Below are 25,394 nucleotides of genomic sequence, written 5' to 3'. Positions count from 1 at the left end.
GAGGGAGCTTGCTCCCGCTGGGCTGCGCAGCAGCCCCAAAGCCAGTCACCACGTTGTATCAGGTGGAGGTCATCAGCTTGATTGGGGGCGCTTCGCACCCCAGCGGGAGCAAGCTACCTCGCCACGGGGGACTCAGGTCGACAGGTTGACCACCTGGCCATCCCGCGTGTCCAGTGCCGGGCGGCGTCGATTGACCACCAGCTCGCCAATCCTGATCAGCAATGTGCGGGTGACGTTGCGACTCAGGCCCAGCAGGCTGGCGGTATGGACCTGATTGCAATTGGCGTATCGGTAGGCGGTGCGCAGCAACTCGGCCTCGACCTTTTCATACACATCGCCATGCTCCTGCTCGAGCAGTTTCTCAAAGGCTTTGTGCAAGAGTGCTTCTGCGCTTTGAGGGGCCGCCTCCGGTGGGTTGTCCTGGCGTTCGATACGGAGGTTCGACAGGTGCAGGTCCTGCGCGCCAATCACTTTGTTGCGGCAAATCAGCAGCGTGTGATGAATGACGTTTTCCAGCTCGCGGATATTCCCCGGCCAGGAGTAATCGAGCAACTTGCGTTGCGCCTGGGCGTCCAGCGTCACCTCGCCGTGACCGAGCCTGTGGCTGTACTGCGCAATGAAGTGGTGTATCAACGGCAGGATGTCGCCGGGACGTTCGCGCAGCGGCTTGAGCGCCAGGCTGACCACGTTCAGGCGGTAATAGAGGTCTTCGCGAAAGTGCCCGGCATTGATGGCTTTTTCCAGCTGTACGTTGGTGGCCGCCAACACACGCACGTCGATCTTGATGCTCTTGCGCGACCCCAGCCGGACCACTTCGCGTTCCTGCAACACCCGGAGCAACTTGACCTGGATCGGCAACGGCAAATCACCGATTTCATCGAGAAACAGGGTGCCGCCGTCCGCTTCCTCGAACCAACCGGCCTTGGCCGTCAACGCGCCGGTAAAGGCGCCTTTTTCATGGCCGAACAGCTCGGCTTCCACCAGAGTCTCGGAAAACGCTCCGCAGTTGACCGCAACGAATGGCTTGTGGCGACGGGCGCTGAGGTTGTGGACATGGCGCGCCACCAGCTCCTTTCCGGTGCCGGTCTGGCCGATGATCAACACGCTGGCCTCACTGGGCGCCACTTGTTGCAGATGAGCCAGCAAGGCGCGGGAAGTGGGGTCTTCGAAGACCTGGGCAGTGGCACGAATCGAGGTGGCCAGGCTGGGGGAGGGAGGTAGTGTTAGAAGCTGCATGACGGTGGCCCGTTAATGAGATTGCCGTGACTGAAGGTGGGGAGTGCCAACGCTCCTTGATGGCAGCACCGCGGGAAGCCATTGGGCTTAAGACTTAATCTAAATGATCTAAAAAAATGATAATAAATAACTTTAAGTTATTTGCTTAGGACTGAGCCTGCACATCGAATCGGTAACGAGGGGATTCACTGTCGGGTTCTGTAGGAGCTGGCGAAGCCTGCGATCTTTTGATCTTCGCTTGCGATTCAAGTGTCTGGGGAAAGATCGCAGCCTCGTTTCACTCGTCAGCTCCTACAGAACCCAGCTCGTCACAAAAGCCCTGAGGTATTTATCCGTCAGTACGGATATGTGGGGTAACGGACATCCCCACGCGCAGTTTCGCCGCCGCGGGCTGGTCGGGGTCGATGCGAATGCGCACGGGCAAGCGCTGGACGATCTTGGTGAAGTTACCGGTAGCGTTGTGCGGCGCAATGGCCGAGTAGCTGACGCCGCTGGCTGGCCCCAGGCTTTGCACGGTGCCGGCCAGCGACTCGCCCGGCAACGCATCGACCGTGATGTCCACGACCTGGCCCATCGCGACGCGTGCCAGTTGCGTCTCCCGGAAGTTGGCGGTGATGTAGACGGCGTCGAGCGGCACAATCGCGAGCAAGGGTTCCCCGGTATTCACGAACGCGCCGATGCGCACGGACTTCTGCCCGATCGTGCCGGCTATCGGCGCCGTGATGCGGGTATAGGACAGCTTCAGTTCCTCGATGGCCTGCGTGGCCTGGGCGTGGGTGAGGGTGGCCCCGGCTTTTTCCAGATCGGCCTTGAGGACATCCACTTGCTGCCGGGCCGCCTGTAGACCCGCCTCGCTCCTGTTGCGGCGCGCGAGCTGAATGCTCAATTGCGCCTCGGCCTGTTGTTGCGCTTGCACGGTGCCCGAGCCGTCGTTGGCCAGATTGCGATACCGCGCCTGGTTGGCACTGGCCAGCTTGAGTGCCGCTTCATCCGCAGCCACCGCCGCTTGTGCCTGGGCAATGGCGGTCTGCTGTCGGCTCAGGTGCGCTTGCAGGCTGGCGATGCTGGCCCGGGCACTGGCGACCTCGGCTTTGGCTGCGGTCACCGCGGCGACGAAGTCACGGTCGTCAAGTGTCGCCAACAGGTCGCCTTTCTCGACCCGCTGATTGTCTTCGATCAACACCGTCTCTACCGTACCGGATACTTTCGGCGCGACCGCGGTGAAGTCGGCGTGGACATAAGCATCGTCCGTTGACTGGGTCGAGGCATTGGATTCGGGGCGATTGAGGTAGAGCACCCCAGCGACTGCCACGGCGAGCAGTACGACACTGACGATTTGGGCTTTTTTCGGTAAGGCCATGATGAATTACCCCTGTGAGGAGGAAGATGAGGCGGCCTGCGTGACAGGTGCCGGGATGTAGGCCAGCCGAAGCACGAGGGGAATCAACAGCAGTGCCAGTAGGGCCAGCGCGTGATAGGCATCGGCGATCGACAACACCATCGACTGCTGGCCGACGATTCCCAGCAGGTGTGAGGGCTGCGGCGCAGAGGCCAGGGCATTGCTTGCCAGGGCCGCCTGGTCCAGCAACATTTCCCCATGGAAGCGGCTGCGCACCACCACGAACTGTCCGACCAGCGCCGCGCCGAACAACGACCCGAAGGCGCGCAGGGTGTTGATGGTGCCGGACACATAAGGGCCTTCGGCAGGCTGTACCACGCTGGTGATCAGAAACAGCATCGACACCACTGTCATTGGTTGCCCCAGGGCTTGCAGCGTTTGCGCCACGACGAACTGGTCGCGGTTCCACTCGCTGGTCAACTGCGCGCCGCAAAGGCAGGCCAGGGCGATCAGGCACAGCCCCAAGGCGAATACGAAGCGCGCATCGACCCATTTCTGGTAGAGCAGCAGCGCCACCAAGGCTCCGAGGATTAATTGCGGCAGCGCGACGATCAGCCCGATCGAGGCCATCTGCAACGGGCGATAGTCTTGCAGCGGCCCCAGGTAAATCGCCGGCAGCAGCGAGCTGGACATCAGCACCACCAGCAGCGATACGAACAGAATGCAGCCCAGTCCCAGGTTGCGGCGCCCCAGGATCTGCAACTTGATGAACGGCGAGGGATGAAACCACTCGGTCAACAAGTAGACCGCCAGCAAGGCTAGGCCAGCGACCATTGACGAGGTGATCAACGGCGAGTGAAACCAATCCAGCCGTATGCCTTGATCCAGGGCGACGGTCATCAGGCCAAGCGCCGGGACACCACAGGCCATGCCGGCCCAATTGGCCTGGCGAAAGCGTGGGCGCTGAACCGGTTCCCTTGGCAGCCCCCAGGCGATCAGGCCGGCAGCGATCAGGGCCAGGGGGATGATCTGCCAGTACACCCAGCGCCAGTCCTGCAGTTCATCTGTCCACTGTCCCGCCAGCCAGATGGCCAGGTTGGGCGCGAAGGTCGCGGTCATCGCGTACATCGCCAGACCGTACAACCGAATGGGCGGCGGCAGGAATTTCAGGGCCGCCATCATCAGCAGCGGGATCGTCGTGCCGCTGGCGACGCCTTGTATAAAGCGCAGGCTCAGCAGCAGGTCGAGGTCGTGGATGAACGGCAGGAGCAGCGCCAGCGAGGTACAGGTGGCGAGCATCCACAGCTCGAGGCGCCGGACCGAGAGCGTCAGGGCAAACCACGCCGAAAAGGGCATGGCGATCAGCTCCCCGGCGCTATACGCCGTGGTGAGCCAGGATGCATCGTCCAAGCCAAAGCCCAACGCGCCTCTCACGTCCGCCAGCGCCAACGCACCGACACGGGTGTTCAGCCCAGCCATCATGGCCGCGAGGAAGATGCCGACCAGGCCAACCAGCGGGCGTTTCGAAGACTGGGTCAAGGGGGCTTCTCGGGGCGCGATCTGCGCGGGCGACAAAGCGAGGCTGTTCATGGATGCAGCTCCGGGTCCCAGCCGCCACCCAGGGACTTATAGAGATTGACCACCGTCAACGTGGCGTTGGTGGCGCTGCTATTGAGGTTGGTCTGGCTGGCGAGCAGGTTCAGTTGCGCCGTGAGGACGCTCAGGTAGTCGGCTGCACCCTGTTGGTAGCCGCGTTCGGCTGCGTGTAGTGCTTGCTTGTTCTGCTCATACGAAACCCGCAACTCGTCGTGTTGACGCTGTTGCGCGGCCCAGGCGTCCAGGGCGTCGTCCACTTCGTGCCAGGCGCGCAATACGGTTTGCCGATAGGCAAGGGCGGCGGTTTTTTGCCGTGATTCGTTCAGGGCCAGGCGTTGCATCAAGCGACCGCCCTGGAAAATCGGCAGATAAACTGTTGGCCCGACGGAAAAGAAGCGAGAGTCCCAACTACTCAGGTCACCGCTATCGAACGCTTCCACGCCGATTCGCCCTTTCAAGCCGAGGCGTGGGTAGAAATCCGCCTTGGCCACGCCGATGGCCGCGGTGGCGGCGTGGAGCTGCGCTTCGGCGCGCAGGATGTCGGGGCGCCTGTGGGCCAGTTCCGACGGTATCCCGACCGGAACCCGGGTGGGCAGCGAGGGCAGGGGCATGGCTTGGCGCAGTTGTGCATCGAGTGCGCGGGGTGGTTCACCCATCAACAGCGCAAGGGCATTCATCTGGGCGTTGCGACGCTGGGCCAGGTCGGGAAGCAGGGCCTTGATCGTCGCCAGCTGTGCGCGAGCGGATGCGGTTTCGAAGCGTGTCGCCACGCCATTGCGCTCGCGGCTTTCGGCCAGGCCCAGGGTACGCTCGGCGATCGCCCGGTTCTGTTGGGCGATGTCCAGTTGCGCCTGGGTGCCACGCAGTTGCAGGTAGGTCCGTGCCACTTCGGCGGACAGGGCAATCCGAGCGGCTTCGCGATCATAGACTGTCGCCTCCAGGGTCGCCGCCGCACTTTCGCGCGCGCGACGGGCCCGGCCCCACAGATCGATTTCCCAACTGGCATCGAAGCCCTGCTGCCAAAAATTGCTGGGGGCCGTGGGAGCGCCCAGTGCGGCGAACTTGCCATGTTCGCTGAGCGCCTCCCGGGCGTAGCTGGCGTTGGCACCGACGCTGGGCAGCAGTTGCGAAGCGGTAATCCCCAGGTGCGCCCGGCTTTGATCGATGCGATCGGCGGCCATCTGCAAATCAAGGTTGCGGGCTTGTGCCCGTGATTGCAGTTGGGTGAGCAGCGGGTCGTTGAACAGTTGCCACCATTGGCTGGGGACGGCGGCAGGGAGCAGGGCAGTGTCGCTCCCGTGCTCGGGTCGGGGCGTCAGTTGTGCGGCGTCAAGTTCGCTCTCGGGCTTCATGAAGTCGGGGCCCACCGCACAGCCGGTGAGGAGGAGTGGGGTGAGCACGATCATGGGTTTCAAGCAGCGTTGAAGTAACTCGAAAAAAACCGACATGGGCAGTTCCCCGCAAGGTTGCAGCGCAGCTGCGCGAGCGTGCGCCTGGGCTCAATCGATCCTGGATAGCGAGTCGTCCGCTGTGGGGTCATGGTATTGAGCGATTGCGGCGAGGGCACTTCTACATCGGTTCAGCCAAGCCATACCTCAGTGGTGGGGATGTATACGAAGGTATGTGTTGGACCGGGGGGCAGGGTGTTCAGCCATCGTGGTTAATGGAGCACCGAGATCAATGTCCTGCGCGAGGCGGCCTGACAGCCGGCCTGGTTTTTGCGAACGCATTTAGCCTTTGGGAGCGAACCTGCTCGCGATGAGGCCAGCAAGCCCAACATCCATGTAACTGAGCCACCGCCATCGCGAGCAAGCTCGCTCCCACACTGGATCTCCAGTAGACACAAAACTCATGAGCACCACAAAACCTGTGGGGGCGAGCTTGCTCGCGATGAGGTCAGCAAGCCCGATATCGATGTGACTGAGCCACCGCCATCGCGAGCAAGCCCAACATCCATGTGACTGAACCACCGCTTTCACGAGCAGGCTCGCTCCCACAGGAGAAACGCGGTCTCACCAAGAACCAGGTCGGCTCTCAGGCCGCCTTGTGGCCCCCGGAGCAATGCCTTCGTTCGGGCATGCCGAGCCTAAGCGAGGCAGAAGCGCTTTGGTTACTTTCGTGCTTTCAGTGTGTCGGACGCAGCGCCACCTCGATGCAGTCCAGCAGCTTGTCGGCATCACAGGGTTTAGGCAGGCAGGCGACCAACCTCGGTATGTGTGCACCAAGGTCCGGGTAAGCGGTAATGAAAATGGTGGGGATCCGCAACCCCATGGCACCGAGCCGTTCATGCAGCTCAACACCACTCATGCCCGGCATCTGGATGTCGGAAATCAGGCAGTGCGTGCCTGCCGGGGCATTGGCGTCAAGGAACTCGATGGCACTGCAATAGGTTCGAACCTTGTAACCACTGGAACGCAACAGGCTATCCAGGGCTGTCCGAACGGATTCGTCATCGTCAACAACGGCGATAGTTGTCGTGTTGCGCATCTGCGTGGCTTGCGTCATAGGGGTCGCTCGTAACAGCGCCTGTCGTGACTACACGATACGCGGTCCCATAAGGCGCAGAAGTATACCTACGTATAACGCGCTAAAACCAAAGGGTTGGCGCCGGGTGCCGGGTATGTCGCCCGGCCACGAAAAAATTGTGAAGGGCTTTCGTGAAGCGCTAATCTAGAGGGCGCAACACGCCCCGTCCTGGATCCCGGCACACGCTTCACCTTCAGGCATCCAGCGCAGCCACGGAAGTCGCCTCCAGGCGACGACATCGGCAAGTGCGACATGACACTGGACGACAGCCGACGGCAAAGTGCGGCAGAACAGACAATAGTGTTCCTGTGCCGATGGAATAACAGCATGCAAATATTATGGGACGATGGTGAGCGTATCTTCTGTCGAGAATTGCGCTCGGGTACAGACGGCGACAACACGGTCCTGGTGGCCCGGCCCGCCACCGAACAACCTCGCCCCGGCTGCCTTGAGCGGCTCACCCATGAGTTCGGCCTGAAGGATGAACTCGATCGCGCCTGGTCGGTGCAACCGCTCGACATGGTGCGCGAAGGGCCCCAGGTGCAACTGGTGCTCGAGGATCCCGGTGGCGTGCCGCTCGTGCAACTGCTGATCGCACCGATGGAAACGGCGACGTTCCTGCGTCTTGCGGTGAGCATTGCCGTAGCGCTGGGCAAGCTCCACCAGCGCGGCATCGTCCATAAAGATATCAAGCCCAGTCACATCCTGGTGAACTGCGCCGATGGCCAGGCCCGACTTACCGGGTTCGGCTTGGCCTCGCGACTGCTGCGGGAACGACAGGCCCCCGAAACCCTGGCTGGCACGCTCGCCTATATGGCCCCCGAGCAGACCGGCAGGATGAATCGCTCGATCGATTCGCGCAGTGACCTCTATTCCCTCGGTATCACGCTGTACCAGATGTTGACTGGCTCGCTGCCGTTCACCGCGTCCGACCCGATAGAGTGGGTTCACTGCCATATCGCAAAAAAGCCCTTGGCGCCCAGCGTGCAGGTCGAAACCATCCCCGAGATGCTGTCCCGGATTGTCATGAAGCTGCTCGCCAAGACCGCCGAGGAGCGCTACCAGACGGCCGCGAGCGTCGAACATGATCTGCGCCGTTGCCTGGCGGAGTGGACGCAATCGCGGCACATCGAGGCCTTTGCGCTGGGTGAACAGGGCGCATCCGATCGGCTGTTGATCCCCGAGAAGCTCTACGGCCGTGAGCGTGAAGTCCAGACGCTGGTCACGGCGTTCGGTCGGGTGGTCGAAACCAGCGCGCCGGAACTGGTGCTGGTGACCGGCTACTCCGGTATCGGCAAGTCCTCGGTTGTCAATGAATTGCACAAGGTCCTGGTGCCGCCGCGGGGACTCTTCGCCAGTGGCAAGTTCGATCAATACCGGCGCGACATTCCTTATTCGACCCTGGTGCAGGCCTTCCAGAGCCTGGTGCGCACATTGCTGGGCAAGAGCGACACGGAGCTGGCGAGTTGGCGCGATACGTTGTTGGAGGCGCTGGACGTCAACGCGCGGCTCATGACCGATCTCATCCCCGAACTCAAACTCATCATCGGCGAGCCGCCGGCGGTCCTGACCCTTGACCCTCAACAGGAACAACGCCGATTCCTGTTGGTGTTCAGGCGTTTCATCGGGGTGTTCGCCCGCGCGGACCATCCGCTCGCCCTGTTTCTCGATGACCTGCAGTGGCTGGACGCGGCAACGCTGGACCTGCTGGAGGATCTGCTGATCAGCGCCGATGTGCGGCACCTGATGCTGGTGGGCGCCTACCGCAGCAACGAGGTGGATGCCTCGCACCCGCTGACGGGCAAGCTCAAGGCCATTCGGAATGCGGGGGGCAAGGTCAGTGAGATCACTCTGGCGCCCCTCGCCAAGGAGCATATCGAGCAGTTGATCGCCGAAGCCCTGCATGACGCGCTTCATCGCATCGAGCCGCTGGCGCAACTGGTGCTGGACAAGACTGCGGGCAATCCGTTCTTCGTGATCCAGTTCCTGCAGGCGCTTGCTGACGAGCGATTACTGACCTTCGACCACGAAGTCCGGCAGTGGTGGTGGGATCCGCAGCGCATTCACGCCAAGGGCTACACCGACAATGTCGTGGACCTGATGGTCGGCAAACTGGTCCGTTTGCCGGCCGACACGCAGCAGGCGCTGCAGCAACTGGCCTGCCTGGGAAACTTGGCCGGGCTCAAGGCGCTTGCCACCGTTTTGGACATCCCCGCGGCGCAAGTCCGGGCGGTGCTGTGGGAGGCGGTTCGCCAGGAACTGGTCGAGCGGCTCGACGATGCCTATGGATTCGTTCACGACCGTATTCATGAGGCCGCCTACTCGCTGATTCCCCAGGCCGCGCGTGCCGAGACGCACCTGCGCATCGGACGGCTGCTCACGGCGCAAACGGGCGCGCAAGCGCTTGAAGAGACGATTTTTGAAATCGTCGGCCAGCTCAATCGCGGCGCGGCATTGCTCACCGACCGGGTTGAGCGGGAGCAGTTGGCTGAATTCAACCTGATGGCCGGCCAACGGGCCAAGGCCTCGACGGCCTATGCTTCGGCACTCAACTACCTGGCCACTGGTGCGCAGTTGCTGGATGAGGATTGCTGGACATGTCGTCATGAATTGATTTTCGCGTTGGAATTGAACCGGGCCGAATGCGAGTTCCTTACCGGGCAACTCGGTGCCGCAGACGAACGCCTGAAGGCCCTTGCCGATCGCGCCTTGACGGTGATCGAACGGGCCAACGTGGCGTGCCTGCTGATGGACGTCTACCTGCTCCTGGATCGCAGCGATGGTGCGGTGGCTGTCTGTCTCGACTATCTGCGTCATGTGGGGATCGAGTGGTCGGCCCATCCGAGCGACGACGATGTGCGAGACGAGTACGACCGCATCGGCGAACTGCTGGGCGACCGGGCCATCGAGGACCTCATCGATCTGCCGTTGATGAAGGACGCGACGTCCCTGGCGACGCTCAACGCACTGGGCAAGCTCTTTGCGCCGGCGTTGCAGAGTGAAGCGAACCTGGCGGACCTGTTGATCTGCAAGGCGGTCACCCTGAGCCTGGAGCAGGGCAACTGCGATGCGTCCTGCGTGCTGTACGCCAATCTGTTCCGGGTCGCGGGCCGGCGGTTCGGGGACTACCAGCTAGGGTTCCGCTTCGGCCAGCTCGGTTGCGACCTCGTTGAAAAACGCGGCCTGAGGCGATTCGAGGCCAGCACTTATCTGTGCTTTTCCTGTTTTGCCGTGCGTTGGATGAAGCCCGTGGGGCAGTGCCGGGACCTGTTGCGTCGGTCGTTTGCGGCGGCGAACCGGATCGGCGACCTGCCGTACGGAGCGTATGCGGGCAATAACCTCACCGCCGATCTGCTGTTCGCTGGCGAGCCGTTGGCCGATGTACAGGGCGAAGCGGAGCGGGGCCTGGCCTACGCCAGGACGGTGCACTTCGGGCTGGTGACGGACTTTATCGTCGCGCAGTTGGCGCTGATCCGGATGCTTCGCGGCGTGACGCTGACCTTCGGCAGCCTGGACGATGGCCAGTTGAGTGAGCCGATCATCGAAACCCATTTGTCCAGCAACCCGGACCTGGTGCTGGCTGAATGTTTGTACTGGGTCCGCAAACTGCAGGCCCGCTACCTGGCTGACGATCCTGAAGCGGCCCTGGCAGCGGCGGCAAAGGCCCAGGGTCTGCTCTGGGTTTGCCAGTCGTTCTTCGAGGAGGCCGAATACCATTTCTACGGCGCCCTGGCGCGAGCTGCCTGTTGCGACCGTGTGCCGGTGGATGAGCGCGAACCTTACTGGGTAGCGATGGCGGTCGATCACCGTCAACTCCAGACGTGGGCGCAGCAATGTCCGGAGAACTTCGCGAGCCGCACCGCATTGGTCGGTGCTGAAATTGCCCGGGTCGAAGGGCGTGTCATCGACGCCGAGCTGCTGTACGAGCAAGCTATCCAGGCCGCACAGGACAGCGGTTTCGTCCATATCGAGGCGTTGGCCAATGAACTCGCGGCGCGCTTCTATGCCGCCCGTGGCTTCGGCAAAATCGCCCGTCTCTACCTCCAGGATGCCCGCTACGCCTACCAGCGTTGGGGCGCCGACGGCAAGGTGCGACAGCTGGAGAACACCTATCCGTCGCTGAGGACCGAAGCGGCTGTGCCCGGTCCAACGACGACGATGACGACACCGGTCGAGCACCTGGATCTTGCCACCGTGCTCAAGGTCTCCGAGGCGGTGTCCGGTGAAATCGTGCTGGATAAGCTGATCGACATGGTCATGTGCACGGCGATTGAACAGGCCGGCGCCGAACGCGGGTTATTGATTCTGTCGAACGAAGGCGAGCACCGTGTCGCGGCGCAGGTGACCACCGGCAACCACGCAACGCAAATCCACAATGCCCCAGTGAGCGCGGCACTGTTGCCGGAGTCGATTCTCTACCACGTCCTGCGCACTGGAGAGAGCGTTTTTCTTGACGATGCCCAGATCGCGGCGCCGTTTGCCGCAGACCCCTACATCCGCCAGCAGCATGCCCGCTCGATTCTCTGCGTGCCGTTGCTGAACCAGGCCAAGCTTGTCGGCGCGCTCTACCTGGAAAACAATTTGGTCGCCCATGTATTCAACCCAACCCGGATCGCCGTGTTGAACCTGTTGGCATCCCGTGCGGCCATTTCGTTGGAAAATGCCCGTTTGTACCGTGAGGTCGCCGGGCGTGAAGCGAGGATCCGGCGCCTGGTAGACGCCAACATCATTGGGATTCTGTTTTGGAACGCCGATGGCGACATTATCGAAGCCAACGATGCCTTTCTGCGCATGGTCGGCTACGAGCGCGAAGACTTGGCCTTGGGCCGCCTGGGCTGGCGGGACCTGACGGTGCCGGAATTCCGGGAACTGAGCGAACGCTCCTTGGCCCAGGCGCTGCTCACCGGGCACGCCCGGCCCTATGAAAAGGAATATTTTCGCAAGGACGGCAGCCGCCTGCCGGTCATCGTCGGCTTGGCGCTGTTCGAGCCCAACAGCCGGGAAGGGGTCGCTTTCGTGTTGGATCTGACCGAACGCAGGCAGGCAGAAGAAAAAATCCGCGAAAGCGAGCGACGTTATCGCGAGGTGCAAACCGAGCTCGCTCACGCCAACCGTGTCGCGACCATGGGCCAGTTGGTGGCTTCGATCGCCCATGAAGTCAACCAACCGATTGCCGCAACGATCCTCAATGCCGATGCCGCGCTGCGTTGGCTGAACACCCAGCCCCCTGAAATCGAGGAAGTCCGCCAGGTGCTGGGGCGTCTCATCTTCGACGCCAATCGCGCCGCGGACGTGCTGGGCCGGATCCGTGGGCATATCCGCAAGGCGCCACCGCAAAAAGGCCCAGTGGACATCAACGGTGCCATTGGCGAAATGATCGAGTTCACCCGTGGCCAGATCATCAAGCGTGGCGTCTCGATCCAGACGCAATTGGCCGCCGGCTTGCCGCTCATCGAGGGTGATCGGGTCGAGTTGCAACAGGTGTTGCTCAACCTGATCATGAATGCGCTCGAGGCGATGAGCAGCGTCAACGAGGGCGAACGGCAGTTGTGGGTCTGTGCAACGTTGGCGGAGGCCGGTTGGGTACTGGTGAGCGTGAGCGATTCGGGGCCGGGGTTCGCCTCGGAAAATGTCGATCAAGTGTTCACTTCGTTCTACACCACCAAGCCCACCGGCCTGGGCTTGGGGTTATCGATCTGTCGTTCGATCATCGAGTCCCACGGCGGCCGCTTGAAGGCCAGTGCCAACCAACCCCGTGGCGCTACCGTTCAATTCACGTTGCCCATCGTCCAGGGGCAAATGCATGCCTGAGGTCTGGACAGCGTCCGATTCATACTTAGGTTTAAAGGCCGCATATCAATAGATCACCGGCACCACTCCCACGTACAAATGCAACTGCGCGACCCCGGCGATAGATTGGCCTCAAGGGTTGCGGAGTATGCGCCATGATCGATTTAACTCACCGGGCAATGGATGGACTTTCTGCGCTTCGTTCGATCGCGCTGATTTTCATGACGCTCGTGACGTCGAGCGCTTTCTATCGCCTGGGGACGCCGATGCTTGACGGGCAGATGTGCGCAGCGGCCTGCAACCGCGGCCTGTCTGACATGGCCTTGAAGTGGGTGCATGTCGAACAGGCGGGGGACACGTTGCCGATCGGCGCGCACCTGATCAGTCCACGCGGATTCTACCTGCATCACGGGATCTACCTGGGCGGCGCGAAAGTCGCTCACTACTCCGGGTTCAGCGGTTCGCTGAGATCCGGCCCCATCGAAGTGATCGAGCTTGAACATTTCGCCCATGGCAAACCGGTCTGGATAGCGCAAGAGCCGTATGAATATTCCAACGATGAAGTCGTCAAGCGGGCGCGTTCACGACTCGGGGAAAACCAATACCGGATCCTGTCCAACAACTGCGAGCACTTTTGCAACTGGTGCATCAGCGGAAAACACTACAGCGCCCAAGTCGATGCCTACTTCCAGCGTCCCCGTTATCTTTTCGCTTTTATTTCGATGTTGGAACCGCATCTGATTGCCTAGTTTCTCCCCAGGGCACGGGGCAAGTCACGCAAGGTCGCTGTGCTACACTTTTTTTCGTTTCACTCGTCGGAAGGGGCGTGAATGAACGGTAATTCTTCATCCAATGAGCCGGGTTTCAAAGGTTCCATTGTGTTCGTGGTGGATGACGATGCCTCCATGCGCGATGCGTTGAGTAACCTGCTGCGCTCTGTCGGGATTCGCGTCGAGACATTTGCTTCCACGGCGGAATTTCTTCGGCAACCAAAGACCGAGTGCCCCAGTTGTCTGGTCCTCGATGTGCGACTGCAAGGCGCCAGTGGCCTCGACTTCCAGGCGCAGTTGGCGGAGTCGGATTCGAATATCCCGATTATTTTCATCACCGGCCACGGCGACATCGAGATGTCAGTCAAGGCGATGAAGGCCGGTGCCGTGGATTTCCTGGCGAAACCTTTCCGTGAACAGAACCTGTTGGATGCAGTGTCCGCCGCGCTTCAGGCGGATGTCCGGCGGCGGCAAGTCGAGCAACAGTTTTCCGATTTGCATGCCCGCTACCAGACACTCACCGTGCGTGAAAAAGAGGTCATGGGTTTTGCGGTCACGGGGCTGATGAACAAGCAAATTGCCGGGCAGATGAACCTGAGCGAAATCACCGTGAAGATCCATCGCGCCCACGCCATGAAAAAAATGTGTGCCAAGTCGTTTGCGGACCTGGTCCGGATGGCCGAAGCATTGGGCACGGGGCAGAGTCGATGAGGGTTCACGAATGGAAGGCTGATAAGTGATATCGATAAAAAGTTTTATTGACTAAAAAATTACATCGGATAATTATTCCCCTGCATCTGCTTTCACGCAGAGTCATTTCGCAGGGGCAACCCAATGAATCAGAACACCGTGCCTTCACTGGCCAGTCTTTACGTCGAGACTCACGAATCGCCCTCTGACGCGCGCCTGGCGCCTTCGCTCATGCAAGGCTTTCCCGCCGAACCCCACCACCGTGTCACCTGGCATAACTGGATGAGCCCACCCTTCAACCAATGGGGCTTCCGCAACCTGGCGCGCTTGCGCCCCTCCATCGACGTGCAGGCCGGCACCGGGCCGGTCAGTGCATTCAAACAGGCGCTCCAGCCGCTGGATGCGCTGCACTTCGACAGCGAGTGTGGCTTGAGCATCAGCGTGATCGATCACCTGATCGCCAGCCAGACCGATGCGTTCCTGGTCCTCAAGGGCGACACCGTCCTGTTCGAGCGCTACTTCAACGGCCAGCGCCCCGAGGACCGGCACATCATGTTTTCGGTGACCAAGTCGCTGATCGGCACCCTGGGCGAGCAACTGGTCTGCGAAGGCCTGCTGGACCCGACGTTGACGGCCGCTCATTACGTACCGGAACTGACGGGCAGCGCCTTCGGCGATGCGACCGTGCGCCAGCTGTTCGACATGGCTGTGGCCGTCGATTACAGCGAGGTCTATGAGGACCCGGATTCAGAGAGTTCCCAATACGGCTACGCCTGCGGTTTCCAGCCAGCGCCGGCGCAGTACACGACGTTCGAATCCCTGTACCAATACTTGCCGTCATTGAGAAAGCGCGGCAGTCACGGTGGCTTTTTCCATTACGTGACGGCCACCACCGAGGCGTTGGCTTGGGTCATGGAGCGGGCGTCTGGCAAGGCGTGTCACCAATTGCTGCAGGAGATCTGGAGCCAGTTGGGCTGTGAGCGTGACGGCTACTTCCTGGCCGATCCCTGGGGCCGTAGCGTGGCCGGTGCCGGGTTCAGCGCGACCTTGCGGGACATGGCGCGGTTAGGCCGCTTGCTGGCCAACGATGGCCGCCAGGGCGGGCGACAACTGCTCTCGGCCGAGGCGCTTGCCGGTATCGCCGCCGGGGCCGATCCCGCGATCTATGCCGCCTGCGCCGACTTCTCGAGTTGGACCCCCGGCGCGTCCTACCGCAGCCAGTGGTATGTCTTCAACGACCACAGCCAGGCGCTCATGGCCGGTGGCATCCACGGCCAATACCTGTTCATCGACAAACCGTCCGGCGTGGTGATCGTCAAGCAGTCGTCCCTGGGCGAAGCCGTGAGCCCGTTCGACGGTGACAGCGTGCGCATGCTGCGTGCCATCGCGGCGCAACTGACGCCCTGACTTCATCCGATAAACACAACAATTTCGTTCCGCTCACCTGGCCCGGCCAGGTGTTGGCGCGGGTTTGCGCCGCCATTCACTGCCCTGTAACAACAATAATCAACAGGAGCTTCATATGGTTTCCATGACGCGTTTGTCCCGAACGTTCCTCGTGCTCGGGTTACCCTTGACCGCCCAGGTTGCCTGGGCGGGCTACACCTTCGAGGAGGGCAACCTCAAGGGCGAGGTCAACTTAACGGCCGGTGGCGCAGCCGTGTCCACCCGCAACGTCAACTTTGGCGGCGGCGTGGTGGACATGCGCAGCGGCAAGAATGGCGGCACGAAAATCGACTGGCAGGAGTTCTACGTCAAGCCGGGCATCAAGTTGGAATACGCCGTACAGCCGGATTTCAGCCTGCTGGCCGGCGGCTCCCTGGTGGGAGCGACCACCTTCGGTGATGGCGATGCCGGTGGCTTCACCCGCAGTTCCGACGGCAAGGTGTCGACCGAAGAGTTCTATGGCGGTTTCCGGGCCGGCGAGTGGACGGTCACGGGTGGTCGCCAGAATTACATGATCGGCAACGGTTTCATCGTGATGGATGGCAACCTCGACCAGTTGAACGACGGCGCCTATTGGCTCGCCCCACGCACCGCCTTCAAGGATTCGGCGGTGGTCGCCTGGGACCATGGCGCGTGGAAGGTCCAGGGCTTCAGCCTGGGGACCGACAGCGACCTGGGTGACTTTCGCATGAGCGGCGTGAACCTGGACTACAACCTCGACGACCAGGTGACGCTGGGTGCCACCGCGTTGAAGGTCAAGGCCATGGGGCCCAAGGGCAGCACGTTGCCGCGTCGCCGCGATGGCATGCTGGTGTACAACGTCAGGGCGTTGGGCGCCAAATTCCCGGGCATCCCGGACCTGACCCTCAATGCCGAATATGCCTTGGAGCGAGGCAGCGGCGAAGGCGTGGACTACGACGCCAAGGCCTGGTACGGCCAGGCGGATTACACCTTCAGCACGCTGCCGTTGACCCCGGTGATCGGCTACCGCTACGCGAGTTTTTCCGGCGACGACAACCTCACCGACAACCGTCAGAAAGCCTGGGATCCGTTGAGCAAGGGCTTCGTCGACTGGAGCACCTGGCTGATCGGCGATGTCGTCGGCAACTACCTGATGTTCAACAGCAACGAAAACGTCCAGCAGTTCTCACTCAAGACCCACCTCAACGAAACCCTCACCCTCGGTGCGATCCACTACCAGTTCTGGCTCGACGAAAAAAACTACATGGGCACCGCCGTCAGCGACAAACGGTTTGCCGACGAGAGTGTAGTCTTCCTGGATTGGGCGCCGTCGAAGTCGTTGTCCACCTCGCTGTCGTATAACTGGGTCAAGCCCATGGCAGCGGCCAAACAGGTCTTCGGCGACGACCGGAAATTCAGCGCGCTGGAACTCTACTTCACCTATCGCTATTAAGTGCCGCGAGCCTTCGCGGCCGCGCTGGAGTGTTTGATCATGAACATGTTTTTGCGCAACACCTTGCTGGGCGCTGTCGTTTCGATGCTGGTCAGTGGCGCGAGCCTGGCCGAAGAGCGGACGGTGCGAATCTACAACTGGATCGAGTACCTGCCACCGGAAATCCTCAAGAGTTTCGAGGAGGAAACCGGCATCCGCCCCATCTATGACGTCTTCGACAGTGTCGAGACATTGGAGTCCAAGCTGCTGACCGGCAACTCCGGGTATGACGTGGTCTACCCGAGCAGTTCCAACGTCAGTCACCTGATTGCCGCCGGCGCCGTCCAGCCCCTGGACCGCAGCCAGTTGCCGAACTGGCAGCATCTGGACCCCGAGTTCATGAAGTCGCTGGAGGCGGTGGGTGATCCGGGCAACCGCTATGCAGCGCCGTACCTGTGGGGCACGACCCTGATCGGCTACAACGTCGACAAGGTACGCCAGGTGCTGGGGGCCGATGTGCAAATGAACACTTGGGACATCCTCTTCAAGGAAGAGAACATGGCCAAGCTGGCCAGTTGTGGCGTCGGCCTGCTGGACGCCGCCAACGAGATCGTGCCCATTGCCTTGCACTACGAAGGGCTGGACCCCAATAGCCAGAAACGTGAGGACTATGCAAAAGCACAGGCGGCCATGCTCAAGGTTCGCCCCTATATCACCTACTTCAATTCGTCGCGCTATGGCATGGACCTGGCCAACGGCGAGATCTGCGTAGGAGTGGGTTGGTCCGGTGGGGTGGCCCTGGCCAAGCGACTGGCCGAAGACGCAGGGAAGGGGGTCAAGGTGGAAATGGCGTTGCCCAAGGAAGGCGCGCCGATGTGGTCGGATGTCATGATGGTGCCCACCAACGCCCCTCATGCCAAGGAGGCCTACGCGTTCATCAACTACATCTTGCGTCCGGATGTCATTGCGCGAATCAGCAACAAGATCGGTTACCCCAACCCGAACAAGGAGGCCACGGCGTTGGTCAATGCCGACATTCGCAATAATCCCGCCATGTATGTGCCGGACGAGGCGCGCAAGACTCTGTTTGCCTTGGAGCCGGTGCCAGCCGCCGTGGAGCGGATCCGCACCCGCACCTGGACTGGCATCAAGACTCATCGCTGATCAGCGTGACCCGGCGTTGCGGCGCCGGGTCCGTATCGGTGGGTGACGCCCTCAGGCGCGCATGCCCAGGAAGAGCAATTCGGTGATCCGCCGGACCTGGGTGGAGTGTGCCTCAATGTCCGGTTGTTCCTGGTTGACCAGCCTGAACAGCTGCAAGTGCGAATAGTCGTTCAGCAGGAACGCGGCAAGGTCGACGTCCAAGTCGGCGCGCAGTTTGCCGGCCTGTTGCAATTCCCTGATCAGCCCACTGATTTCCGCCCTGAGCGCATCGTTCATGGCGCGATACCCCTCCGGCAGCCCGTTGTCGCCACCAAACAGGATCAGCGGCAGCAACTCGCGCCACAGGCTCGGGTGCATGACCTCCAGTGCGTAGCCGGTCAACAGCCGCTCCAGATAACACAACGCCTCGACCGGGTCTTCGATTTCAGGCATCTGGCTGCGGGTATCCGTGAGCGCGCGCTGGTCGGCGTCGTGGAGGATTTCCAGGATGATCTCCTGTTTGTTGCCGAAGTACTTGAACACCGTGGGCGCCGATACGCCGGCCTGGCTGGCGATCTGTTCGATGGTGGTGTTCTGGAAACCCTGACGCTCGAACAGTTCGACCGCCGCCTTGCTGATGGCTTGCCGGCGTTCGGCTTTTTGACGTTCACGCAGTCCGCTCACGGGAGGTCCTTGTTGGAAGAAGAGGTTAAGTGCCTTGGCGCAGCAACCCTGTGGGAGCGAGCTTGCTCGCGATAGCGGTGGATCAGTTGCATTGAAGTTGACTGAAACACCGCTATCGCGAGCAAGCTCACTCCCACAGGATTGCTGGTTGGCAGCAGGCCGGGTGTAGATAAGCAAAATACTTAACCCAGTAAAGTTTTTAAAGGGTTTATTTCATTACTGCCCCCATAGACTCGGCTGAATGCCGCGGTCCAGACGCCTGGCAGGAGGCAAAACGCCATGCCTTACTTGGCGAAATCAGGCACATAGGTGGCGCGTTCAGGTAACTAACTCGGGAGGGAAGGCAGGTAACGTGGCGCGACTTTTCACCGCAAGCGCGCACGTTCGCCCTGGGTGGATCAATACAACCAAGCGGTGCCGCTTCCAGGAGGGCGGCAAACCAGCAACACCGACTGTCCCTGCGCGCGTCTCAATGTTCGATCACAAGAGAATAAGAAAATGACCAGCCCCAGCTTCAAGGACTCGAACGGCCATCTGGCACAGGGCTTCAAGCCTCGTCACGTCACCATGTTGTCCATTGCCGGCATCATCGGTGCGGGTCTGTTCGTGGGATCGGGCCATGCCATTGCCGCCGCCGGCCCGGCGGTCATGCTGGCTTATCTGTTTTCCGGATTGTTGGTGGTCCTGGTCATGCGCATGCTGGGCGAGATGGCGGTCGCCAATCCGGACACCGGCTCCTTCTCGACCTATGCCGACCAGGCTATCGGACGCTGGGCCGGCTTCACCATCGGTTGGCTCTACTGGTGGTTCTGGGTGCTGGTGATTCCCATCGAAGCGCTGGCCGCCGGTCATGTTCTCAACCAATGGTTTCCCGCCGTCGATGCCTGGGTATTCGCCTCGGTGTCGATCGTTCTGCTGGCGGTGACGAATCTGTTCAGCGTGTCGAAGTACGGTGAGTTCGAGTTCTGGTTCGCCATGGCCAAGGTCGTGGCGATCATCGGCTTCATCTCCCTGGGGTTCGCGGTGCTGATGGGCTGGATTCCCGAGCGCGAAGCCAGTGGCCTGAGTCGGTTGATGGAGGAGCACGGCGGGTTCGCCCCCAACGGCCTGTCGGCGGTGGTGGGCGCGTTCATCACCATCATGTTCAGCTTCATCGGCACGGAGGCGGTGACCATCGCCGCCGCCGAATCCGATAACCCCGCGCAGAACATTGCCAAGGCCACCCGTTCGGTGATCTGGCGTATTGGTGTGTTCTACCTGCTGTCGATCTTCGTGGTCATTTCCGTGGTGCCCTGGAACGATCCGCTCCTGGCTTCAGTCGGTTCCTACCAGCGGGCGCTGGAGTTGATGAACATTCCTCACGCCAAATTCCTGGTGGATGTGGTGGTGCTGATCGCCGTGGCCAGTTGCATGAACTCCTCCATCTACATCGCCTCGCGGATGTTGTATTCCCTGGGGCGTCGTGGCGATGCGCCAAAGGCCTTGAAAGTGACGTCCTCGGCCGGTGTCCCGCGGTCGGCGGTGATTGCCAGTACCGTATTGGGCGCGGGCGTCACCTTGTTCAGCTACTTCATGCCCGCCGGCCTGTTCCAGTTCCTGCTCGCCAGCTCCGGCGCCATCGCCTTGCTGGTGTACCTGGTGATCGCCATCTCGCAACTGCGCATGCGCCGGATGTTGCAACGGCAGAATATCGAGCTGCCTTTTCGCATGTGGTTGTTCCCCTGGCTGACCTGGTTGGTCATCGTGTTCATCTCGGCGGCGTTGGCGGTCATGATGATCACGCCCGAGCACCGCAGCGAGGTCAGCACCACCCTGGGCCTGGCGCTGATCATTTCCTTTATCGGCCTGGCGACGTCGCGGCATCCGCCTCAACCCGAGCGTGTCGCTTCCCTCGGCTAGCCCCTCATTTTTTCCTGTTGACGCCACGTTACTGGCGTCAACAAAACTGCCTTTCAAGCCCATTCAAGAGGCAAAAACCGCCTTCTTGAAGCGCGGCCCTTCCGCCTGTCACCCACTTGCAAACCCAGCCTTGCGAAGCGGCACTAACCCGTGGCCGCGTTGTCAGTAATGGGCGCCTGTAGGGATGAGGATCGTCCCTGGTATCGGCACATCGGCTGAATAGTTTTTTCTCGAGCCTCCTCGGGAAAAAGAGCCTCGCGACGGATTGCGTCCTAGACCGACAATTTCTCTTGCAGGCTATTTCCCATGGGGTTTCTACTCGATCCGCGTCATGACATCGATGCTGCCTTATTGAGCTACCGCCGGGTGTTCTGGGCCCTGGCGCTGTTCAGTGGCGTGATCAATCTTTTGGTGCTGGTGCCGTCGCTGTACATGATGCAGGTCTACGATCGCGTCCTGACCAGTCGCAACGAAACCACCTTGTTCATGCTCACCTTGATGGCCCTGGGACTGTTCATGTTCAGTGCCCTGATCGAATGGGTGCGCGGCGAGGTGATGATTCGCATGAGCGCGGGGCTGGACGACGCCTTGGGCGAACGGATTTTCGACGCCGCCTTCGCCCGCAGCCTGCGCGAACACAACGCCAACCCGGCGCAGGTGCTCACCGACCTGGCGACGTTGCGGCAGTTGATCACCGGGCAGGGTTTGATCGCGTTGCTCGACGCCCCCTGGCTGCCGATCTTCCTGCTGGTGGCGTTCATCTTTCATCCCTGGTTCGGCGTGCTGACGGTGGTGCTCGCCCTGGTGCTGATCGGCTTGGCGCTGTGGGGCGAACTGGCGACGCGCACGCGCCTGGGCGAAGCCAATCGCCTGGGGGTGCAGTCGTCGATCTACGTCAACAGCACGCTGCACAACGCTGAAGTCATCCAGGCCCTGGGCATGCTCGGGCCGTTGCGCCAGCGCTGGAGCCTGTTGCAGCAACGCATCATTGCCGCCCAGGCCCATGCCAGCGACCGCGGCGCGCGCATCACCTCGGCGACGCGTTTCGTGCGGATCTCCGGGCAGTCCCTGGCCTTGGGGCTGGGCGCCTTGCTGGTGCTCGAAGGCCAACTGTCGGCGGGCATGATGATTGCGATGTCGCTGTTGCTGGGGCGAGCCCTGGCGCCCGTGGAAATCGCCATCGGTTCGTGGAAGCAGTTCAACGCCGGGCGCCAGAGCTACCAGCGCCTGAGCCAATTGCTGGCCCAGCACCCGCGCGAACGCCTGCGCATGCCGTTGCCGCCGCCCACCGGCGCGGTGCGCCTGGAGCAGTTGTATATCGGCCCACCGGGTGCTTCGCAGCCGATCCTGCGCGGGATCAATTTCAGCCTCGCCAAGGGCGACGTGCTGGCCGTGGTCGGGCCCAGCGCCAGTGGCAAATCGACGTTGGCCCGGGCCCTGGTCGGGGTCTGGCCGGCCATGGGCGGGTCGGTGCGCCTGGACGACGCCGAGATCAGCCAGTGGTCCCACGACGCCCTGGGCCCGCACCTCGGCTATCTGCCCCAGGACATCGAGTTGTTCGACGGCACGGTCGCCGACAACATCGCTCGTTTCGGTGAGCAGGACGCCGACCAAATCATCGCCGCCGGACGGCAAGCCGGTATCCACGAAATGATCCTGCGGTTTCCCAAGGGCTACGACACGCCGCTGGGCCCCGGCGGGCTTGGCTTGTCCGGTGGACAGAAACAACGCCTGGGCCTGGCGCGCGCGCTCTATGGGCAACCGTCGCTGATCGTGCTCGATGAGCCTAACTCCAATCTCGATGATGCCGGTGAGCTGGCATTGGTCCAGGCGATCAATGCACTCAAGGCGGCCGGCAGCACTGTGGTGTTGATCACTCACCGGCCCAGTGTGCTGGCGGTGGTCGACCACATCCTGGTGCTCAAGGACGGTACTCAACAAGCGTTCGGCCCTCGGGACCGAGTGCTCAAGGCATTGATGCCGGGGCCGCGACCGGCCGCGGTCAGGGAGGCGGGCGGGGATGCGTGATCTGACTCCAGGGGCACAAGCGTACAGCGAGCACGGGCTGAGCGTGCTCGGCACCACAACGCTGCCCAGTGCCAGGACCGACGCCGGGAACGCAGCGCGTTATGGCATGGGATTCCTGATCCTGACGCTGGGTGGTTTCCTGCTCTGGGCCTGCCTGGCACCCCTCGACCAGGGGGTGGTGGGCAGCGGCACCGTGGTGGTGGCGGGGGAGCGCAAAGCGGTGCAGTCGTTGGTCGGCGGGGTGGTGGAAAAACTGCTGGTCAGTGATGGCGACCGCGTCACCCAGGGGCAATTGCTCGTGCAACTCAACACGGTGCAGGCGCAGTCGCAACTGGACGTGACCCTGGGCAAGCTGCTCAACGATCGCAGCATCGAGGCGCGCTTGATTGCCGAGCGCCTGGGCAGTGCCGAGATCCAATGGCCCGCCGAACTGCTGGCCCACGCCGACGAGCCGCGAGTCAAGGCAGCCATGGCCTTGCAGAGCCAGTTGTTCATCACCCGACGCGCGGAGTTGGGCAGTCGCTTGCAGATCATCGAGCACGAAGCCGCGGCGTTGCAGCAACAGCTACTTGGCTACGAAGGCGTCAAGCGCAACTACGACGCGCAGATGCGTTTCCAGCAACAGGAGCTTGAAGGCCTGCGTGATTTGGCCCGGGAAGGCTACGTCCCTCGCAACAAACTGTTCGAGGCCGAGCGCAACGCGGCCCAATTGGCGGGGCAGATCGCCTCTGGGGTGGGCGATGTCGGCAGGACCCGGCAGGCGATCAACGAAAGCCGGCTCAAGGCCTTGCAGGCGCAGCAGGAATTCCGCCGCGATGCCGAAACCCAGCTCAGTGAAGTTTCGGCCGAGGCGGCCGGTTATGCCGATCAGATTCGGGCCTTGCAGTTTGAAGTCGACAACGGTGCGATCCGTGCGCCAGTGGCCGGGCAGGTCATGGACGTGAGCATTCATACGGTCGGCGGTGTCGCGCAGGCCGGGCAGACCCTGATGCAGGTGGTGCCGCTGGATGCGCCGATGGCGATCACCGCCCGCTTCGAGCCGCTGATGGCCAACAAACTGCGCCCGGGTCTGCCGGTGCACGTGCATTTCACCGCGCTGCAACGGGTGGATACGCCGACGGTCACCGGCACCGTGACGACGGTGTCGGCGGACCAGTTGATCAATGAACAGACGCACCAACCGTACTTCTCCGCCAAGGTCGAGATTCCTGCCGACACCGTGGCCGCGTTGCAGAGCGCCGGCCTGCTGGTACGCCCCGGCATGCTCGCCGATGTCACGGTGGTGACGGGCGAACGCACCTTGATGAATTACCTGATGAAACCTTTGCGTGAACGCTTGCTGGCAGCCTTCAAAGAGGAATGAGCATGGTCGACCGTTGCCGCTACCGTTGGCGTGTGTTGCTGGGCCTGTATACCGGTTGGGCGGTGATCAATCCGCTGTGGGCCGCCGAGGCTGGCCTGAGCCTGACCGCCGCCTACGACGCCTCGCGCCTTAACGATCCGACCGTGCAATCGGCGGCCCACGCTTTCGAAGCTTCGCGGCATGAAGAAGACATTGGCCGTGGTGGCCTCTACCCGCAAGTGTCGCTGACCTCACGCTACGGCTATGGCGGGCGTACCGATGGCGGCGATGACAGCACTTACGTCAACAGCAACGATTACCAGGCGAACAACGTCACCCTGGCGGCGCAACAACCGCTCTACGACAAGGCCCGCTGGGCGGCGTACCAGGAAGGCAAGGCGCGTGGGCAACTGGGCACCCAGGTGTTCGACGTGGCCGGCCAGACCTTGTATGACCGGGTGGCAAAGGGGTATTTCGACGTCGCCCGGGCCGAGAACGAGATCAAGTTGATCGCTCAGCAAAAGGCGGCCATCCAAGGCTTGGTCATCCAGAGCAAAAAGCTTTATGAGGGCGGCCAGGGCGCGATCACCGATATCGATGAGGCCCAGGCGCGGCTCGACCTGGTGCACGCCCAGGAGGCCGAAGCCCAGGCGCGCCGCGTGGCCGCCTTGCGGGCCTTGTCCGGACGGGCCAGCATGCCCATCGATGACATCCTGCCGATGCGCGAGGAATTGGCCGCCGGCAGCCCGATCCCGCCGGAGCAGGATTTACCGTACTGGACGGCGATTGCCCGCCAAGCCAGCCCCGAGCTGGCCGCCCGGCTGGCGGCGGTCAAAGTTGCTGAAGCTCAGGCCGACAGCCAGCGTGCCGGGCATTATCCGACCCTGTCGCTGACCACTCAGTTGACCCGCCGGGAAACCCGTCAATACCAGGAACTCGACCCGCGCCAGGACACCTATTACGTGGGTGTGCAGCTGGACATTCCGTTGTATCGCGGCGGTGCGGTGCGGGCCTCGGTGGCCAAGGCCGAAGCGCAACTGGCCGGCGCCCAGTCCGACTACGATGTGCAGCGCCAACAACTGGCCGAGGATATCGAGGCCGATTATCTGGGCGTCGTCGCCGGGTTTACCAAGAGCAAGGCCATGCAACGGGCGGTGGAGTCCAACCAGCGAGCACTGGCCTCGACGGAGAAAGGCTTCCAGGGTGGCGTACGTTCTACGGTGGATATTCTTGACGCCCAGCAGCGGCTGTTCCAGGCCCGTCGAGATCTGCTCAACACTAAGCTCGACATGCTGCAAAGCTATGTGAGCCTGCACACCCACACCGGCCAGATGAACCGCGCGGTGCTGGAGCAGGTGCAAAGCCTGTTCTAGACAATCCAGGGGGCAAGTTTGCACTTACCCCTGTGGTGAGGGGGTGGCCGCCGCGTCTTCGACGCTGCGCTGTCGCGCAGTGAACTTGACCCTGTGGCGAGGGGATTTATCCCCGCTGAGCTGCGCAGCGGCCCTAAAG

The 25,394-nt window shown here is 61.9% G+C and carries 16 protein-coding genes; 10 read left to right on the top strand and 6 right to left on the bottom strand.

Annotated elements, in window-relative coordinates; translation table 11 throughout:
* Positions 1–132: 132 nt before the first annotated feature.
* From AC3A5O_RS20325 to AC3A5O_RS20305, 5 genes are all read right to left on the bottom strand, one after another.
* Positions 133–1,236: a sigma-54 interaction domain-containing protein gene (locus AC3A5O_RS20325; protein ID WP_305490516.1), complete on the bottom strand. Its 1,104-nt coding sequence runs from the start codon at positions 1,234–1,236 to the stop codon at positions 133–135.
* Positions 1,237–1,564: 328 nt separating this feature from the next.
* On the bottom strand, positions 1,565–2,596 hold the full coding sequence (locus AC3A5O_RS20320) for an HlyD family secretion protein (RefSeq protein ID WP_122565581.1): 1,032 nt from the start codon (positions 2,594–2,596) through the stop codon (positions 1,565–1,567).
* Positions 2,597–2,602: 6 nt separating this feature from the next.
* Positions 2,603–4,165 carry an MFS transporter gene (locus AC3A5O_RS20315; RefSeq protein WP_305481686.1) on the bottom strand — a complete coding sequence of 521 codons (1,563 nt, stop codon included), beginning with the start codon at positions 4,163–4,165 and terminating at the stop codon, positions 2,603–2,605.
* Positions 4,162–5,619 carry an efflux transporter outer membrane subunit gene (locus tag AC3A5O_RS20310; protein WP_487753639.1) on the bottom strand — a complete coding sequence of 486 codons (1,458 nt, stop codon included), beginning with the start codon at positions 5,617–5,619 and terminating at the stop codon, positions 4,162–4,164. The genes AC3A5O_RS20315 and AC3A5O_RS20310 overlap by 4 nt, the downstream gene beginning before the upstream one ends.
* Positions 5,620–6,295: 676 nt before the next feature.
* Entirely contained in the window at positions 6,296–6,676 is a 381-nt protein-coding gene (locus tag AC3A5O_RS20305) for a response regulator transcription factor (protein WP_122565578.1), read from the bottom strand.
* 348 nt (positions 6,677–7,024) lie between these two features.
* On the opposite strand from AC3A5O_RS20305, the gene AC3A5O_RS20300 reads away from it, so the two are divergent.
* The 6 genes from AC3A5O_RS20300 to AC3A5O_RS20275 all read left to right on the top strand — a co-directional run bounded on the left by AC3A5O_RS20300 (position 7,025) and on the right by AC3A5O_RS20275 (position 17,950).
* Positions 7,025–12,508 (top strand): trifunctional serine/threonine-protein kinase/ATP-binding protein/sensor histidine kinase, encoded by a 5,484-nt coding sequence (locus AC3A5O_RS20300; protein WP_487753638.1) that lies wholly within the window; start codon positions 7,025–7,027, stop codon positions 12,506–12,508.
* 134 nt (positions 12,509–12,642) lie between these two features.
* Positions 12,643–13,236 carry a lecithin retinol acyltransferase family protein gene (locus AC3A5O_RS20295; protein ID WP_122565576.1) on the top strand — a complete coding sequence of 198 codons (594 nt, stop codon included), beginning with the start codon at positions 12,643–12,645 and terminating at the stop codon, positions 13,234–13,236.
* Positions 13,237–13,317: 81 nt separating this feature from the next.
* Complete coding sequence (locus tag AC3A5O_RS20290) at positions 13,318–13,968, top strand: response regulator transcription factor (RefSeq protein ID WP_122565575.1); 651 nt, start codon at positions 13,318–13,320, stop codon at positions 13,966–13,968.
* A gap of 123 nt (positions 13,969–14,091) precedes the next feature.
* Positions 14,092–15,354, top strand: coding sequence for a serine hydrolase domain-containing protein (locus AC3A5O_RS20285; protein ID WP_305490512.1), 1,263 nt, complete (start codon positions 14,092–14,094; stop codon positions 15,352–15,354).
* Between the two features lie 115 nt (positions 15,355–15,469).
* On the top strand, positions 15,470–16,807 hold the full coding sequence (locus AC3A5O_RS20280) for an alginate export family protein (RefSeq protein ID WP_305481683.1): 1,338 nt from the start codon (positions 15,470–15,472) through the stop codon (positions 16,805–16,807).
* A 39-nt stretch (positions 16,808–16,846) separates the two neighbouring features.
* Positions 16,847–17,950, top strand: coding sequence for a polyamine ABC transporter substrate-binding protein (locus tag AC3A5O_RS20275; protein WP_122565571.1), 1,104 nt, complete (start codon positions 16,847–16,849; stop codon positions 17,948–17,950).
* A 51-nt stretch (positions 17,951–18,001) separates the two neighbouring features.
* Here AC3A5O_RS20275 and AC3A5O_RS20270 read toward each other — a convergent pair whose 3' ends face one another.
* A complete protein-coding gene (locus tag AC3A5O_RS20270; protein ID WP_060742654.1) occupies positions 18,002–18,613 on the bottom strand; it encodes a TetR/AcrR family transcriptional regulator in 612 nt (203 codons plus the stop codon).
* Between the two features lie 498 nt (positions 18,614–19,111).
* Between AC3A5O_RS20270 and gabP the strand changes: the two genes are divergently transcribed.
* From gabP to AC3A5O_RS20250, 4 genes are all read left to right on the top strand, one after another.
* Positions 19,112–20,512 carry a GABA permease gene (gabP, locus tag AC3A5O_RS20265; RefSeq protein ID WP_122565570.1) on the top strand — a complete coding sequence of 467 codons (1,401 nt, stop codon included), beginning with the start codon at positions 19,112–19,114 and terminating at the stop codon, positions 20,510–20,512.
* Positions 20,513–20,818: 306 nt separating this feature from the next.
* A complete protein-coding gene (locus tag AC3A5O_RS20260) occupies positions 20,819–22,540 on the top strand; it encodes a type I secretion system permease/ATPase (RefSeq protein ID WP_460078136.1) in 1,722 nt (573 codons plus the stop codon).
* On the top strand, positions 22,533–23,903 hold the full coding sequence (locus AC3A5O_RS20255) for an HlyD family type I secretion periplasmic adaptor subunit (RefSeq protein WP_122565568.1): 1,371 nt from the start codon (positions 22,533–22,535) through the stop codon (positions 23,901–23,903). Before AC3A5O_RS20260 ends, AC3A5O_RS20255 begins: the two co-directional genes overlap by 8 nt.
* Before the next feature lie 2 nt (positions 23,904–23,905).
* On the top strand, positions 23,906–25,255 hold the full coding sequence (locus AC3A5O_RS20250; protein ID WP_305481680.1) for a TolC family outer membrane protein: 1,350 nt from the start codon (positions 23,906–23,908) through the stop codon (positions 25,253–25,255).
* The last annotated feature ends 139 nt before the right edge of the window (positions 25,256–25,394 follow it).

It is taken from the genome of Pseudomonas sp. Soil_N_39, assembly GCF_057655955.1.
The sequence above is the reverse complement of the archived record's forward strand: the minus strand, read 5'-3'. Positions and strand labels throughout refer to the sequence as shown.

Excerpts from the sequence above, each read along its gene's own strand:
- AC3A5O_RS20325 (WP_305490516.1), bottom strand. The coding sequence starts at position 1,236 with ATGCAGCTTCTAACACTACCTCCCTCCCCCAGCCTGGCCACCTCGATT.
- AC3A5O_RS20320 (WP_122565581.1), bottom strand. The coding sequence starts at position 2,596 with ATGGCCTTACCGAAAAAAGCCCAAATCGTCAGTGTCGTACTGCTCGCC.
- AC3A5O_RS20315 (WP_305481686.1), bottom strand. The coding sequence starts at position 4,165 with ATGAACAGCCTCGCTTTGTCGCCCGCGCAGATCGCGCCCCGAGAAGCC.
- AC3A5O_RS20310 (WP_487753639.1), bottom strand. The coding sequence starts at position 5,619 with ATGTCGGTTTTTTTCGAGTTACTTCAACGCTGCTTGAAACCCATGATC.
- AC3A5O_RS20305 (WP_122565578.1), bottom strand. The coding sequence starts at position 6,676 with ATGACGCAAGCCACGCAGATGCGCAACACGACAACTATCGCCGTTGTT.
- AC3A5O_RS20300 (WP_487753638.1), top strand. The coding sequence starts at position 7,025 with ATGCAAATATTATGGGACGATGGTGAGCGTATCTTCTGTCGAGAATTG.
- AC3A5O_RS20295 (WP_122565576.1), top strand. The coding sequence starts at position 12,643 with ATGATCGATTTAACTCACCGGGCAATGGATGGACTTTCTGCGCTTCGT.
- AC3A5O_RS20290 (WP_122565575.1), top strand. The coding sequence starts at position 13,318 with ATGAACGGTAATTCTTCATCCAATGAGCCGGGTTTCAAAGGTTCCATT.
- AC3A5O_RS20285 (WP_305490512.1), top strand. The coding sequence starts at position 14,092 with ATGAATCAGAACACCGTGCCTTCACTGGCCAGTCTTTACGTCGAGACT.
- AC3A5O_RS20280 (WP_305481683.1), top strand. The coding sequence starts at position 15,470 with ATGGTTTCCATGACGCGTTTGTCCCGAACGTTCCTCGTGCTCGGGTTA.
- AC3A5O_RS20275 (WP_122565571.1), top strand. The coding sequence starts at position 16,847 with ATGAACATGTTTTTGCGCAACACCTTGCTGGGCGCTGTCGTTTCGATG.
- gabP (WP_122565570.1), top strand. The coding sequence starts at position 19,112 with ATGACCAGCCCCAGCTTCAAGGACTCGAACGGCCATCTGGCACAGGGC.
- AC3A5O_RS20260 (WP_460078136.1), top strand. The coding sequence starts at position 20,819 with ATGGGGTTTCTACTCGATCCGCGTCATGACATCGATGCTGCCTTATTG.
- AC3A5O_RS20255 (WP_122565568.1), top strand. The coding sequence starts at position 22,533 with ATGCGTGATCTGACTCCAGGGGCACAAGCGTACAGCGAGCACGGGCTG.
- AC3A5O_RS20250 (WP_305481680.1), top strand. The coding sequence starts at position 23,906 with ATGGTCGACCGTTGCCGCTACCGTTGGCGTGTGTTGCTGGGCCTGTAT.